The organism is Streptomyces albus subsp. albus (assembly GCF_000719865.1).
Classification (GTDB): domain Bacteria; phylum Actinomycetota; class Actinomycetes; order Streptomycetales; family Streptomycetaceae; genus Streptomyces; species Streptomyces albus_E.
In genome coordinates, this window is sequence record NZ_JOID01000001.1 from 352,942 (window position 1) to 366,938 (window position 13,997).

Annotated in this window: 13 protein-coding genes, 1 tRNA gene and 1 pseudogene; 8 read left to right on the forward strand and 7 right to left on the reverse strand. The window is 71.9% G+C overall.

Going from position 1 to position 13,997, the window contains the following annotated elements; translation table 11 throughout:
• Window positions 1-140: 140 nt before the first annotated feature.
• Window positions 141-866 carry a hypothetical protein gene (locus tag IF83_RS0101580; protein ID WP_051722345.1) on the reverse strand — a complete coding sequence of 242 codons (726 nt, stop codon included), beginning with the start codon at window positions 864-866 and terminating at the stop codon, window positions 141-143.
• Between the two features lie 47 nt (window positions 867-913).
• Between IF83_RS0101580 and IF83_RS0101585 the strand changes: the two genes are divergently transcribed.
• Window positions 914-1,102, forward strand: a complete 189-nt coding sequence (locus IF83_RS0101585) for a DUF5703 family protein (RefSeq protein ID WP_030542165.1) — start codon at window positions 914-916, stop codon at window positions 1,100-1,102.
• A 113-nt stretch (window positions 1,103-1,215) separates the two neighbouring features.
• On the opposite strand, the gene IF83_RS0101590 is transcribed toward IF83_RS0101585, so the two are convergent.
• The 3 genes from IF83_RS0101590 to IF83_RS0101600 form a co-directional block, all read right to left on the reverse strand.
• A complete protein-coding gene (locus tag IF83_RS0101590; protein ID WP_030542166.1) occupies window positions 1,216-2,001 on the reverse strand; it encodes a chaplin in 786 nt (261 codons plus the stop codon).
• Between the two features lie 139 nt (window positions 2,002-2,140).
• Entirely contained in the window at window positions 2,141-2,371 is a 231-nt protein-coding gene (locus IF83_RS0101595) for a chaplin (RefSeq protein WP_030542167.1), read from the reverse strand.
• A gap of 170 nt (window positions 2,372-2,541) precedes the next feature.
• Window positions 2,542-3,903 (reverse strand): M20/M25/M40 family metallo-hydrolase, encoded by a 1,362-nt coding sequence (locus IF83_RS0101600; protein WP_030542168.1) that lies wholly within the window; start codon window positions 3,901-3,903, stop codon window positions 2,542-2,544.
• Between the two features lie 302 nt (window positions 3,904-4,205).
• Between IF83_RS0101600 and IF83_RS0101605 the strand changes: the two genes are divergently transcribed.
• Window positions 4,206-4,290: transfer RNA gene (locus IF83_RS0101605), tRNA-Leu, on the forward strand.
• A 101-nt stretch (window positions 4,291-4,391) separates the two neighbouring features.
• Here the strand turns inward: IF83_RS0101605 and IF83_RS0101610 are convergent.
• Together IF83_RS0101610 and IF83_RS0101615 are read right to left on the reverse strand one after the other, a co-directional pair.
• Window positions 4,392-5,327, reverse strand: a pseudogene (locus tag IF83_RS0101610) (CE1 family esterase); the annotation flags it as partial.
• A gap of 53 nt (window positions 5,328-5,380) precedes the next feature.
• A complete protein-coding gene (locus IF83_RS0101615) occupies window positions 5,381-7,015 on the reverse strand; it encodes a glycoside hydrolase family 43 protein (protein ID WP_030542170.1) in 1,635 nt (544 codons plus the stop codon).
• A 636-nt stretch (window positions 7,016-7,651) separates the two neighbouring features.
• Here IF83_RS0101615 and IF83_RS0101620 point away from each other — a divergent pair.
• Entirely contained in the window at window positions 7,652-9,301 is a 1,650-nt protein-coding gene (locus IF83_RS0101620) for a glycoside hydrolase family 27 protein (RefSeq protein WP_030542171.1), read from the forward strand.
• Between the two features lie 110 nt (window positions 9,302-9,411).
• On the opposite strand, the gene IF83_RS0101625 is transcribed toward IF83_RS0101620, so the two are convergent.
• Complete coding sequence (locus IF83_RS0101625) at window positions 9,412-10,518, reverse strand: Clp protease N-terminal domain-containing protein (RefSeq protein WP_030542172.1); 1,107 nt, start codon at window positions 10,516-10,518, stop codon at window positions 9,412-9,414.
• Between the two features lie 269 nt (window positions 10,519-10,787).
• Between IF83_RS0101625 and IF83_RS0101630 the strand changes: the two genes are divergently transcribed.
• The 5 genes from IF83_RS0101630 to IF83_RS30985 all read left to right on the forward strand — a co-directional run bounded on the left by IF83_RS0101630 (window position 10,788) and on the right by IF83_RS30985 (window position 13,922).
• On the forward strand, window positions 10,788-11,375 hold the full coding sequence (locus IF83_RS0101630; protein ID WP_030542173.1) for a hypothetical protein: 588 nt from the start codon (window positions 10,788-10,790) through the stop codon (window positions 11,373-11,375).
• Window positions 11,376-11,747: 372 nt separating this feature from the next.
• Window positions 11,748-11,957 (forward strand): hypothetical protein, encoded by a 210-nt coding sequence (locus IF83_RS0101635; RefSeq protein ID WP_030542174.1) that lies wholly within the window; start codon window positions 11,748-11,750, stop codon window positions 11,955-11,957.
• A 387-nt stretch (window positions 11,958-12,344) separates the two neighbouring features.
• Window positions 12,345-12,533 (forward strand): hypothetical protein, encoded by a 189-nt coding sequence (locus tag IF83_RS0101640; protein ID WP_030542175.1) that lies wholly within the window; start codon window positions 12,345-12,347, stop codon window positions 12,531-12,533.
• 90 nt (window positions 12,534-12,623) lie between these two features.
• The gene (locus IF83_RS0101645) at window positions 12,624-12,791 is read left to right on the forward strand and encodes a hypothetical protein (RefSeq protein WP_158710967.1); all 168 of its coding nucleotides are present in this window, start codon (window positions 12,624-12,626) and stop codon (window positions 12,789-12,791) included.
• Window positions 12,792-12,935: 144 nt separating this feature from the next.
• Complete coding sequence (locus IF83_RS30985; RefSeq protein ID WP_051722346.1) at window positions 12,936-13,922, forward strand: hypothetical protein; 987 nt, start codon at window positions 12,936-12,938, stop codon at window positions 13,920-13,922.
• Window positions 13,923-13,997 lie beyond the last annotated feature (75 nt).

A 13,997-nucleotide genomic window follows, 5' to 3' on the forward strand; every position in this document is an offset into this window, starting at 1 on the left:
GCGGGGCTACAGGGCCGAGGCTGCGCGAGGGCCGGCAAACCGCCGGGCGCGGCGGTCCGCCGACGGGCGAGCCGTCTCCCCGCCCCGGGCTCCGCGGGCCGCCCGGGCCCGGACGGCGCGCGGCCCGGGAGGGCGGGGACTCAGCGCCCGGTGCCGGGGGTGTCCGGGGCGAGGATTTCCAGCCCGTCGGGCAGGGCCTCCTCGGCCTCGTCCTCCTCGTCCTCCTCTTCCTCGAAGTCCTCCTCGTCGAAGACGGAGCTGACGTCGAAGCGGCAGAGGACGCGCTGCGGGTCCACGTCGTCGAAGGGAGCGTTCAGCCACTCCCCCGGCTCGGCGGGCTCGTCGGCGGCGGTCACCCAGAGGGTGGAGTCGCCCTCCTCCAGCCCGAACTCCTTGTGCCGGGAGGCGATCTCGTCGGGCTCGAACTCCCCGAACAGCACGCCCAGGGCGGTGTGCACGCTGCTGCCCACTCCGGCGATCTCCGCGCGGGCCCCGTTCACGGCGGGTTCCGCGTCCGGGTCCAGCTCCACGATCCGCTCGGCCTGGGCGAGGAGCCGGCGGGTCTCGGCGACGGAGTAGTCGCGCCGGATCAGCACGCTGAGGGCGCTGGGATTCTCCGGGCCCGTGTAGGCGGGCAGCGAGCCGTCCCCGGGAATCTCGAACGGGGTGACCTCGTCGTACGCCTCGTACAGCAGTTCGTCGTATTCCTCGGCTGCCGCCGCCAGCTCGTTGAAGGCGGTGAAGACGGCCGGGTCGTCCTCGCCCGACCGGCGCTCGACCGCTTCGAGGTGTCGGTCCAGCGCGGCTTTGACCGCCTCGGCGGCGGCGCGTACCTCGGCAGCGGATGGCTGAGCAGCATCAGACATAGTGCAGACGCTATCCGTACATGGGCCTTGCCCGCACAATAGATGCGATGCCGGAATATGAATTTCGTGACGTGTATGTGCCGCGCGGGGTCTCCCGCAGCGCGGCGACCCGCCTGCTGACCGACCACGCCGAGTACGGGCACTGGGAGTTGGACCGTCTTCTGCTCATGCGCGACGGCAGCCGCAGGGTGCGGCTGCGCCGCCGGATCATCCGCCAGCTCCGCGCCACCTGGTAGGGCGCGCCCCGCACACACGCGGGGAGCGGGCCCCGAAACGGGACCCGCTCCCCGGTCGTGCCGTCATGGGTGTGCCCGGTCCGTGGCGGGCCGGGCACACGCGTGGGGCAGCCTCAGGCCTTGACCCGGGACCGCCGGTAGAGCAGCGCACCGCCGATGAGAAGCCCGGCGCTGAGCGGCAGGGTGACCGCCAGCGAGTCGCTGCCCGTTTCGGCGAGGGTCTCGATGCCCTCGGGCTGGTCGACGAGGGTGGTCTCCTCGCCGGCCGGCGACTCGCCACCGCCCTCCGCGGTCTCCGGACCGCCCGGGCACTCCTCGCCGCCCGGGCACTCCTCACCGAGGCTGCCCGGCTCCTCGCCGCCCGGGTCACCGGGCTCACCCGGACCGCCCGGGTCTCCGGGGGTGCCCGGGTCTCCGGGGGTACCCGGACCGCCCGGACCGCCGGGGGTACCCGGGTCACCCGGGTCACCCGGGTCGCCGGGGTCTCCCGCGTCCGAGCCGCCGCCGCAGTCGTTGTCCCCGGCGGTGTTGCCCACGCCGATGACGCTGACCCCGGTGCCGCAGACGTTCACCGGGGCGTTGACCGGGGCCTGGACCGAGTTGCCCGAGGCGATGCCTTCGGAGTCACTGGCCTTGCCCTGGGCCACGGTGGCGTTGCCCGAGCTGTCGCAGTCGTTGCCCGCGGCGGGGTTGAGCAGGCCGACGACACTGGCGGTGGTACCGCAGACGTTGACGGGCGCGTTGACCGGTGCCTGGACCGAGTTGCCGGAGAGGATCCCCGGCGAGTTCGCGGCGCCTCCCTCGGCGCCGGAGTCGGCGCACGCGTAGCCGGCGGTGGCGGCGAGTACGCCGCCCGCGGCCGCTGCGGTGATCAGGCTCTTCCTCGCGACATGTCGCATGGATTCGTTTCCTCTGTCTCTGCCATTCGAAAGGCGCGCGGGCTTGTTCCCGCCCGCCGCCGGAAACGGACAGCCCCGGAGTGCGTGGCTTGCGCTCCGGGGCTCCCCGGCGATCACACCCTCGCGGGCCGTCGCTGCGTCAGGATGAGCAGGAGCTGCCGTAGGCGGGGTTCATCGCGCCGATCACCGAGACCGTCGTGCCGCACAGGTTCACCGGCAGGTTCACCGGGGCCTGGATCACGTTGCCGGACACGATGCCGGGAGAGTCCGCGCTGGACCCCTCGGCACCCGAGTCGGCGGCGGCCATACCGGCTCCGGCGAACATGATTCCGCCGGCGGCAGCGGCGACAGCCACGACCTTCTTGATCATTTCGTTCCTCCTAGTTGGCACTGCGAACCCGACCTCGGATCGCACTCCCTGTAACGAGGAAGGAGTAAAGGGGGAACGAGCCGCCGCGGCGCTTCACTCTTTCCGGCGAGAGGCACACATCGCGTTGATTTTCCGGCGCGGAGCCGGAGTTCAGCGGTGTCCGGCGGAGTTCAGCAGCGGTCGAGGAAGCGGTCGAGCACCCGGACGCCGAAGGTGAGACCGTCCACCGGTACCCGCTCGTCCACGCCGTGGAACATGCCCGCGAAGTCGAGCTCGGGCGGGAGCTTCAGCGGCGCGAAGCCGAAGCAGCGGATGCCGAGGTCGTCGAAGGACTTGGCGTCCGTGCCGCCGGAGAGGCAGTACGGCACGGCGTGCGCGATGGGGTCCTCGGCCTTCAGCGCGTACCGCATGGCGTCGACGAGCGACCCGTCGAAGCCGGTCTCCAGGGCCTTGTCGGTGTGCACGTCCTCGCGCTTCACCCGCGGGCCGAGGACGCGGTCGAGATCGGCCAGGAACTCCTCCTCGTGGCCGGGGAGGAAGCGGCCGTCGACATGGGCGGTGGCCTGCCCCGGGATCACGTTGACCTTGTAGCCGGCGCCGAGCATGGTGGGGGCCGCCGTGTTGCGCAGCGTCGCGCCGATGATCTTGGCGATGCCGCCCAGCTTGGCCAGGGTCTCGTCCATGTCCTCGGGGTCGAGCGGGGTGCCCAGCGCGTCGGACAGTTCGTCGAGGAAGGACCGCACGGTCTTGGTGACCCGCACCGGGAACTGGTGCCGGCCGAGCCGGCCGACCGCCTCGCACAGTTCGGTGATGGCGTTGTCCGTATTGGTCATCGAGCCGTGGCCGGCGGTGCCCTCCACGGTGAGGCGCATCCAGTGCATGCCCTTCTGCGCGGTCTCCACCAGGTAGAGGCGGAGGTTCTCGTTGACCGTGAAGGAGAAGCCGCCGACCTCCCCGATGGCCTCGGTGACGCCCTCGAAGAGGTCCGGGTGCCGGTCGACGAGATGCCGGGCCCCGTACACGCCGCCCGCCTCCTCGTCGGCGAGGAAGGCCAGCACGATGTCGCGCGGGGGTTTCCGTCCGCTGCGCAGCCGGTCGCGGACGACGGCGAGCGTCATCGCGTCCATGTCCTTCATGTCGACGGCCCCGCGGCCCCAGACGCAGCCGTCGGCGATCTCACCGGAGAAGGGGTGGTGCGTCCAGTCCTCCGCGTTGGCGGGCACCACGTCGGTGTGGCCGTGGATGAGCAGGGCGGGCCGGGAGGGGTCCTCACCCTCGATCCGGGCCACGGTCGAGGCGCGGCCCGGGTGCGACTCGAAGATCCGCGGTTCCAGGCCGACTTCGGCGAGTTTCTCCGCGACGTACTCGGCGGCGGCGCGCTCGCCCGGTCCGGAGTGGTCCCCGTAGTTGCTGGTGTCGATCCGGATCAGGTCCCGGCAGAGATCCACCACCTCGTCCTCGCCGGTGACGTTGCCGGTGGACTGTCCGGTGACCCTGCCGGTGGTCGCGGCGGCGGAATGCGACTCGCTCACGCTGGCCTGCCTTTCTGAGTGCGTCCCGGCCGGCCGGATCAGCGGCCGCCGCCGGGCGGGCTTCCCCACCATCCTCCCCCGCCCCGGCCCGCTCCCCAAGGGCCCCGCCGGAGGGCCGCGGCACCGGGCATCCCGCCCGCCGGGGAAGCGGCCCGCCGGCGGGACTCCGACGCCGGGCGGATACCGGGCGGGCGCCGGACGCGGGCGCCCGGGGAGGGAACCGGCCGGGTGATCGAGCGGCCCCGGATGTTTGCTATGGTTTTCCCGTCGCCACAGGCCACGGCCACGGCGGCGGACACCTCGTCCGGGTGGCGGAATGGCAGACGCGCTAGCTTGAGGTGCTAGTGCCCTTTATCGGGCGTGGGGGTTCAAGTCCCCCCTCGGACACCGAAGTCGGAAAGAAGCCCGTGTGGGCGGCGCGAGCCGCCCACACGGGCTTTCCGCTGTCCGGGAGCCGGAGCCGCCTTCCCTGCCTACCGGGCGCCGGTGGGCGTACCGGACTCGAACTGGGTGAAGAACTTCCAGACCTCCGCCGACGTCCAGGTCTGCCAGCTCTGCCCGGTGGACCCGTCCACCGGACCCGGGGTGTGGCCGCTGTCGAACGCTGCCCAGACGACCGGGTATCCGTCCCGGCAGCCGGAGTAGGCGGTGACGATGTGCCTCAGGCTGCCGTTCTGCGGCTCGGGCGGGTTCTGCTGGGCGCAGCCGTTGTTCCGGACGAAGGTGTCGCGCAGCTGCCGACCCATGGAGATGGGCAGCACGTTGTCCCGGCCGCCGTGCAGCCCCATGTACGCGACGGGCTCGGTGCCGCCGTTGCATCCGCTGAGCTGGGCGCCGGAGTAGACGGCGACCGCCCGGAGCACCGAGGCCCGGGTGCAGGCGAGGGCGTACGTCATCGCGCCGCCGTAGCTGAATCCCGCGGAGAACCGCTGGGTCTCGTCGACGCACAGGGCCGCCTCGACCTGCTGGCGCACGGCGTCGAAGAGGGCCACGTCCTGGCCGCCGGAGTTGGCCCAGCCGTTGTTGAGGCCCTGCGGCGCGACGAAGATCGTCGGGCTGCCCGTGCTCTCCGCGAGCCTTCTGAGGCCGTAGTAGGACCAGTTGTAGCCGTCGGATCCGCCGGAGTCGACCTCCTGGGCGGTGCCGTTCAGCCAGTGGAACCCGAAGACGAGCCGGTGGGGACGGTTGTTGTCGTAGTTGGCCGGGATCCTGAGGATGTACTGGCGGTTCTGGCCGCCGCTGTTGATCGTGTGCGTACCGCTGTTGAGGGTCGGGGCCTTGCCGCACCCGGCGGTCCCGGTGGCGGTACGGGCGGCGGGGGGCGCCGCCGTGGCGCCCGTCTCGCTGCTCACCGCGGTGCCGGTGGGGACCATGACGAGCAGTGCCGCGAGCGTCATGGACACCAGGAGGGAGCTGCGTCTCATCGTCTTCCTTCCTTTCGTTCTTTCCTTGTGGGCTGCCTCTGAGAGTGGGCGTCTCAGGGAGTGGAGAGCTCGAACCGCGGGACGCGGACCGAGCCGCCGAGTGCCTGGGTGGCGTAGTTGAAGATCGCGAACCGGTGGCCCATGAAGAACTGCCAGCTCGTGGCCATGGTGAAAGCGGGGCCCAGGCGGACGAAGGTGGTGCCGTCGGTGCTGTAGGAGAAGGTCGCGGGGCGGGGCGCGCCGGGGCGGATGTCGGCGGTCGCGCGCAGCCAGACCCGGCTGCCGGAGATGTCGGCGCCCGCCGCCTCGGTACCGGTGCCGGTGGTGTTCCAGTTGGCGTCCATCGTCAGCCCGTTGACCATGACCACCCGGGCCCTGCCGCCGTCGCGTTTGACGCCGATCCAGGCGGAGGCGTCGCGCAGCACGACGAGTCCGGCCCGGTCGCCGTCGCGCATCGCCGCGTGGTCGAGCTCGACCGTGGCGGTGGATGTGGGGCCCTGGATGCGGTGGGTGAGGGTGTTGCGGGCCCAGTACAGGTCGTGGGTGACGGTCGCGGTCCGCAGCGTCAGCCCGTAGTTGACGGACCACTGGGTGTTGTCCGGGTTGTGGTTCCACTCCCAGCGCGGTTTGAGGGCCGTCCCGTCGAAGGTGTCGGCACCGGTCATGGACGTGAGCTGCCGGGGCGGGGCGGTCGCGGCCGGGCTCGGATACGACGCGCCCCAGGCGCCGTCCACGAGTTGCACGACGGGCCAGCCGTCCGCCGTCCAGGTGACCGGTGCCAGGACGGGGATCCGGCCGCCGGGGTACGCGTCCACGAACGCCAGGTAGTACCAGGCCCCGTTCGGCGTCTCCACGAGTCCGCCCTGGTGCGGGACCCCGCCGCCGGGGACCGGTCCGCGGAGGTCGAGCAGGACCTGCCGCATCGTGTACGGCCCGAAGGGGCCACTCGTCGACTTGAGGATGTACTGGCCGTTGGCGGGGCGGGTCAGGAAGATGTAGTAGTTGCCGTTGATCTTGTAGAAGCGGGCGCCCTCCAGGGTGCCGACGCTCGACGGCGTACTGAACACCTGCTGGGCCCGGACCTGGCCGCGCCCGTCCGGGGAGAGCTGGGCCACGCTGATGGTGGTGTTGCCGTACGCCACGTACAGGGTGTCGTCGGTGTCGACCAGCAGGCCCGCGTCGTAGTACGCGGTGTCGAGGGTGGTGAGCCTGCTCCACGGGCCCTCGGCGGAGGCGGCGGTGTAGATGTACGTCTTCGCGAAGTCGATCTGCCCGAGCCAGTAGAACGTCCTGTTGCCCGGGCGGTAGGCCAGCGACGACGCCCAGATGCCCCGGACGTAGCCGCGGGCTCCGTTCAGGTCGTACTTGGGACCGAAGTCGAGGACCGGGACGGAGTGGCCGGCGAACTCCCAGTTGACCAGGTCGTGGCTGCGGAGGACGGGTGCGCCCGGCGAGTAGTGCATGGTCGAGGCGGAGTAGTAGTACGTGTCGCCGACGCGGATGATGTCGATGTCGGCGAAGTCCTGCCAGAGCACCGGGTTCGTGTACTGGTCCGCGGGCGCCGCGGCGGCCACCGGGCCGGGGATGCCCGGCAGGACCGGCGCGGCGGGAAGGGCCGCTCCGGCGGCCAGGCCGGAGGCCGTGGTCAGCGCCCGGCGTCGGCTCCATGCGTGATGCAGCCATGACATGTGGGGGGAACCCCTCTGCGACGTGGTGGTGGGGGACACGGTCGGGTGAGCGGGGTGGATCGGCTGTTGTGACCCTCCGGACCCGCCGTGGGGGGCGGTGTCCGGTGGCGCGGGTGGTGCGGCTCCGGGGCGGGGCTCACCAACGTTCACCGAGCGTTTCCGGGCTTCCGGCGCGGTGGCGTGGGGGGCCTTACCGGTACTGGTGTGCGGGCGGTGCGGACTGCGGGTGCCACGATGCGGGTCCGGCCGGCACGTACGGCCGCACCGACGCAGTGTTCGGCATTTCGACCAGCGGCCGAAGCATCGGACGTCATGCATGTTAGGAGACACGCGGCACTCGTCAACACCCCCACGACGCCGCCGACTTCAGCACCGCGCACCGAATGGCCCCCGGCTTTCGGGGCCGGCACGCGAACTCCGCCGGCCTCTGACCCCCTTTCCGGATGACACCCCATCAGGACGGGAGCACCCGGGACGGCTTCTCCCTCGCGTGCCGGCGCACCGGCGGTATTGACACCGCCCAAGGCCTCCCTACCATCCATGAATGTCTGACACATCGAATACCGTTCGATATATCGAAAGCCTTGCTTGTCCCGCGCCACCCGTGCCCGGCCCCTCTTTCGAAAGGAACGGACGGTGCCCCTACGACCAGGCAGGCGGTTGTTCCACCTCGTGGCGGCCGCAGCGTTGACGGTCACCACCTGTGTCACGGCCTCGGCCTCGGCCCCGGCCGCCCGGGCCGCGCCCGGAAGTCCCGCGGTCACCCCGCCGCTGGGCTGGAACAGCTGGAACAGCTTCGGGTGCGGGATCACCGAGGCACAGGTCCGCGAAGCCGCCGACGCGATGGTGTCCTCCGGCATGCGGGACGCCGGCTACCGGTACGTGGTGGTCGACGACTGCTGGTTCGATCCGCAGCGCGACGCCGCGGGCAACCTGCGGGCCAACCCGGCGAAGTTCCCCAGCGGGATGAAGGCGCTCGGCGACTACATCCACGACAAGGGCCTCAAGTTCGGCATCTACCAGGCACCGAACGAGAAGACCTGCGCGCAGGGCGTGGGCACCTACCCGGGATCGACGGGCAGCAAGGGGCACGAGCGCCAGGACGCCGCCACGTTCGCCTCATGGGGAGTGGACTACCTCAAGTACGACTGGTGTTCCTCCAGCGGCACCCGTGACGAGCAGGTCGCGCGGTTCACTCTCATGCGCGACGCCCTGCGCGCGACCGGACGACCGATCGTCTACAGCATCAACCCCAACAGCTTCCACGCCATCACGGGCGACAAGTACAACTGGGGCGAGGTCGCCGATCTGTGGCGGACGACCGAGGATCTGCTCGACATCTGGCAGAACGGCAACACCAACAGCTACCCGATGGGCGTCGGCAACGTCCTGGACGTCACCGCGCCCCTGGCGGCGCAGTCGGGCCCCGGCCACTGGAACGATCCCGACATGCTCGTCGTCGGCCGCCCCGGCCTGTCCCTGACCGAGTCCCGCTCCCATTTCGCCCTGTGGGCGCTGCTGGCCGCCCCGCTCATGGCGGGCAACGACATCCGCACCATGTCCTCCGACGTGAGCGCGGTCCTGCGCAACCCCCGCCTGCTGGCGGTGAACCAGGACGCGCTGGGCGCGGGCGGCCGCAGAGTGCGCGACGACGGCGACACCGAGGTGTTCGCCAAGGCCCTGTCCGACGGATCGGTCGCCGTGGGCCTGTTCAACCGCGGGAGCGCCACCACGACCGTCACCACCACGGCCGCGGAAGCCGGGCTGTCCGGCGGGTCGTTCACCCTCACCGACCTGTGGACCGGCGGCACGTCGAGCACATCCGGCCGGATCTCGGCGAGCGTCCCCGCGCACGGCGTCGCCGTGTACCGGGTGACCGGCGGCAGCCCGCTCGCCGCCACCACCTCCCGCCTGCGCTCCACCGGGTCCGGCCGCTGCCTCGACGTGGACGACGCCTCCACCGCGGCCGGCGCGACGGTGCTGATCTGGGACTGCCACACGGCAGCGAACCAGCTCTGGACGACCTGGGCCGGCGGCGAGATCCGGGTCTTCGGCGACAAGTGCCTGGACGCCTACGAGCAAGGCACCGCCAATGGCACCCGCGTCGTCACCTGGCCCTGCAACGGGCAGGACAACCAGAAGTGGACCCTGGGCCCCGACGGGTCGATCCGCAACGTCCACGCCGGGCTGTGCCTGGACACCGACGGGTCCGGTACCGCCAACGGGACTCCGCTCGTCCTGTGGACCTGCGACGGCCGGGCCGGCCAGCAGTGGACCCGCGTGTGACCGTCCGGCGGGCGCCGGACACCGGAGGACTGGGGGCCGTACGGGACGCCCCGGTCCCCCGCACCGGGCCCTGGTGACCGGCGTGTGCACGGGCCCGGGCCACGCCCCCGTCAGTCGCCGGCGGCGGAGATCAGCGCGTCGATGAGCTGCCGGGCGCGGGTCTCCTCCCGCAGGAGGATGTCGACCAGGGGGCCGGTGCCCGGGTCCCCGCCCGGCTCGGCCGCCGGTCCGCCGCTCGGTCCGCCGTCCGGTCCGCTCTGCCCGCCGGCGTCCCGGCCCGCGGCCTCGTCGAGGTACCGCTCGGCGGGACGGGGGTCGGGCCTCAGCTCCACGCGGTCGCCGGCCAGCACGCCGTGCACCGAGGCGTGGTCGAGCCCCAGGGCGGCCAGCCGCGCGCCGCCCGCGTACCGGGTGCCGGGCGCTGGGGCGCCGTCCTCCATCAGGTGCGGGTACCGGAGTACGACCTCGTGGGTGGCCAGGACCGCCAGCAGGACGTGCTCGGTGCCCACCGCGCGGTCGCCGAGACGGCGCGCCTGTTCGTACGTCTCCCACCTGACCCATCCGGCCGGCATCACGGCCCAGTTGACCGCGCCGTACTTGACCACCCACCGCTGCCAGAACGGCATCCGGCGGTAGCGGGCACGGCCGAGGAGAACGTCGCGGGTGGGGCGCAGCAGCGGGTGGAGGTCGTCCCCCGCGCCCGCGGAGCCCCCGCCCCCCGCGCTCCCGGGGCCGCCGTCGCCCCCGTCGAGGCGGGCGCGTACGGCCTGCGGTGCGATGCCGCACGCCCCCAGCAGCTCCACCGCGCGGTTGTCCTCCTCCAGCAGCGCCCGCAGCAGATGCACCGCGCCGAACTTGGCCGCGCCCTCCCGCCGCGCCTGCCGCATCGCCGCGGTCAGCGCCCTGGCCGCGGCGCCCGTGAGGCGGACGCCCCGGTCGCCGTCGTCCCCCAGCACGGCCTGTGCCGCGACGCTGCCCTCGGTGTCATCGGTGCCGCTCCACGCGGCGTCCCCGTCCTTCCTGGCCCGCAGCACCGCCGCCACCGCGACCTTGGTCGCCCCCTCGTCCGCGAGCGCCGCGCGGGCCGCCCCCTTGGACGTGGTGACGCCGGCGAGGAGATGCTCGGTACCGATGGCCCCGTCGGTCCCCGGCCGGGCGCCGCGGGCGGCCCCCAGGATTCCCACGGTGTTCCAGTCGGGCTCCGTGTTCGTTTCCATGCGGTCTTCTCTTTTCCTGCCGGTCCTGGCGTGCACTCGCAGCCTCCCCCGCCCCTGGCGGGGACCGCATCACCCCGGAGGCGGATCCCCGCATGCGCCTCTGGTGGGACGTCAACGGACGTGCGCCTCAAGCGGTTTGAGTCACGACAGTGGCCCCATGACTCCCGGCCCGACCGGTCCGGCCCGGCCGCTGCCGAACTCACCGGTCCCGAGCTGTACCCCATCGGGGGCACCAGGGCGGGCTGCGGGGCGGCGGATAGCGTGCGGGCATGGGGATGACGGGGAAGCGACGGGTTCTGTACCGGCAGAGCAGCGGATTCTGGCGGATGACGGCGAAGTGGGCCCTGGTCTTCGGGGCCCTGTCCCTGCTGGACGGCGGGCTGCTCCGGTCGTGGGGCGACGCTCTGGTCTGGCCGGTGATCGGGGTCCTGTTGTGGGTGCCCTTCGGGATCGGCGTCGTCTGGTACTCGAGGAAGGACCAGGACGTCGAGCTGACGGCACGGGAACTGCGGGTGCGGAGAAAGCGGCTGCCGATGGAGAAGGTGAACCTGCTGCACGTGGCGCGGCTGTGGCTGGAGGGGAGGTCGACCGCGGACGATCAGCCGGTGGGGGAATGGAAACGGTTCGACCGGGTGGTCTGGGTGCCGCTGCTGGACGGCCGGGCGTTCGGCGTGGAGTTCCGCGACCCCGCCGCGTTCGCCAAGGTTTTCGGCGCCTTCGCGGTCGCGGCGTGCGGCGGGCCCGACATCGTCCGGGCGCGGGCCGCAACGGAGACCTACCCGGAGCCGCGCCCGATCCGGCCCCGCCCCACCGGCGACGCGGGCTCCTCGCTGGACTTCCTGGACATCTTCGGCTGACAGGCCGCATCGCCGGCAACCCGCCGTCCGCGCGCAGCCGGCCGGCCCGAGGTGGCAAGGAAGAAGCTCTATCGGGGACTGACGGATCGGTTGCCTGTTCTTCCTTTCTCTCATGACGACGGGGTGCCCGTCGGAGGTTCTCTCCGGTGACCGGTGTGCTTCCACGCGATCGGGCCGGCGCCCCCTCACTGCACGAGCTCAGCCACCTCGTCCTTCACCGGCCGCCGCTGCCGGTCGGCGCTGCCGCTCGGAGTTCGGTGTTCGGCGGGAAGGGCGCCGGATTCATCCGCGAACTCGGGGGCACGCTCAACTCCATGACGACGGCGGTCAGTTCGCACTGCAAGCGCACCGACGCACCGGCAGGGAGGTTCTGTGGCCAGGATTGGCTGGACCGTTGAACAGCGGGCGACGGTCAGGCGCCACTCGCTCTTCGCGACCGTGTTCACGGTACTCGGGGTCGCCCTTTCCGTCTTCCTCATCGGCTCGGGGAACAGCGGCGGCTGGGTCGTGCTCGGAATGGTCGTCTGTATCGCGGGGGCCGGGTACTTGTTCGTCGGCTCCATCCGGAGGGACCAGCCGTAGTCGCAGCCAGGGGGATGCGCTGCGCGAAGTCGCCCCGGCCGGGAGCTGAAAGCGAGAGGACATCATGACGGGCCGGGCTGAACACAGGCCGTCCAGGGGGCCGTGGGCTTCCTTCCTTCTGGCCTCCATGGCTCTCCACGCGGTGATCACCGCCATCCTGTTCTCCGGCGGAGCGTCAGCGGGGCGGGCCTTCGGCACGCCGCTTGCCCTCCTCGCCGGTCCGGCCGTGGGCATGGGCGTCGTCCGGTACAGGAGGCTCCCGCGAGTAGCCGCGTCGCGCCCGGGCGCTCGCAACGTGACGACCGAGGCTGCCGGCAAAGGGACTGAACACCATGCGGGGCCGAGGGGTTCAGCCGGTCTCCTCGGCCCTTCCGAGAAGGGTGGAGGATGAAGAGGTTCTCCGGTGAGAACAATCGGTTCCTGAGGATGTGGCTCGTCGCCTCTTTCCTCTTCGCGCTGTTCCTCGTCTTCCTGATGATCTTCCAGGGCATGCACGGCGCTTGGGTGGGGCTGGCCGTCCTCTCCGCACTGTGTGGCACGGCCATCTACGTGACCGGCTCCCCGAGAAGTCGCTGACCGCAGAAAAACGCTGGTACAGACGAGAGAGGCCAACGCATGGACGCGAGCAGGTTCACAGGTTCCGCCAGAACTATGAGAAACCTGCGGGTGACCATATGGATCACCGTGCCGTGCGTGCTTCTCCTGCTGTTCCTCATTCTCGCCAGGGGATTGACCGAGGCGTGGATCGGCCTGGTCATCGTGGCGGCCTTCTGGGCACTGATCGCCTATCGGTTCTCCGGCACCGGAACGCGGGGCCTTCCGCCGCAACGATGAGCCTGCGGCCGCCGGCCGCCTTCCGCCCGCGCGCCTTCGCCGAGCAGGCTGCCCAACAGGCGATCGGCGAAGCCTGGTTCTCCGGAATGCCGCTCGCCGCCCGGCGTGCTCCGGCACGATGGCAGCGAGGAGGGGAGGGCCCCGGTGGCGGCCATGAGGGATCCGCTCGGCGAGTACATGGCGGCCTCCGCCCGGCGTTCCGCCGAACGGTCGGCGGCCGAGGCGGTCCGCGAGCTGGAGGAGGCACCGGCCCGGCTGGGTCTGCCGGAGGCCGAATTCCCGGAGACGAAAGCGGCCTTGCGGGCCTATCACACGGACGGGAACGACCTGGCTGAAGGCTCTCTGCTCATCGGCATCCTGGTCTTCGTACTGCTGCTTCCGCCATTCGTGTCCGCGGCAGTCTCCGGCACCACGTCCTTACCGGTCAACGAAAACGATCCCGACCCCGTGTACGTCAACGTCTACGCGGTCATCGCCGCCCTCACCCTGCCCTGGCCGCCCCTCGTCTGGCTCATCCGGCGGACCCGCGCGGGCGGCGCGTCCGTACGGCACCGGCTCACGGTCAGGACCACGCGGGCGGCCGTCCTGTGCGCCGACATCCTCGAACGGCCCTCCCTGGCAGACCTCTCCCGTCTACGTGCCCTCGACCGCCGATGCCGCCGCATCGAGCGGGACCTTCTGCGCGCGCACCACACGGTCGGGACCATCGCCTCCTCCTCCCCGCGCCACGAATCGGCCCGGCGCCACGCCGCCCACGTCGCCGGCGCCCTCCGGCAGGACCTCGTCCGGCTCGACAGCGAACCGGACACGGCCCTGCGCGACCTGGCGCGGAAACTCCTCACCATCGGCGAGCGGTACGCCCAGGGGCGCGTCGGCGCGCTGCTGCCCGAGGACGACCTGCGCGATGTCGTCCCACTGTCCGTCACCCGGGAGCACCTCAAGGAGTCGCTGCGCCTGGTGGCGGCCGTCCTCGCCGCTCTGGGCGCCGCGCTGGCGGTCCATCCGCTGCTGCCGCTCCTGGGTGCCCCCGAATTCCTGCGCCCCTGGTGCTACGTGGCCGCCGCGCTCGTCCCCGGCCTCCTGATCGCCGGCCCGCGCCGCGTCCTGTCCTACCTCAGCTTCGCCCCCTGACTCCCCGGACGAGGACCGACCGGAGCCGCGGAACCGGCCCTTGGGACGGGCCCGGCGGCGGGGCAGGCATCCGCC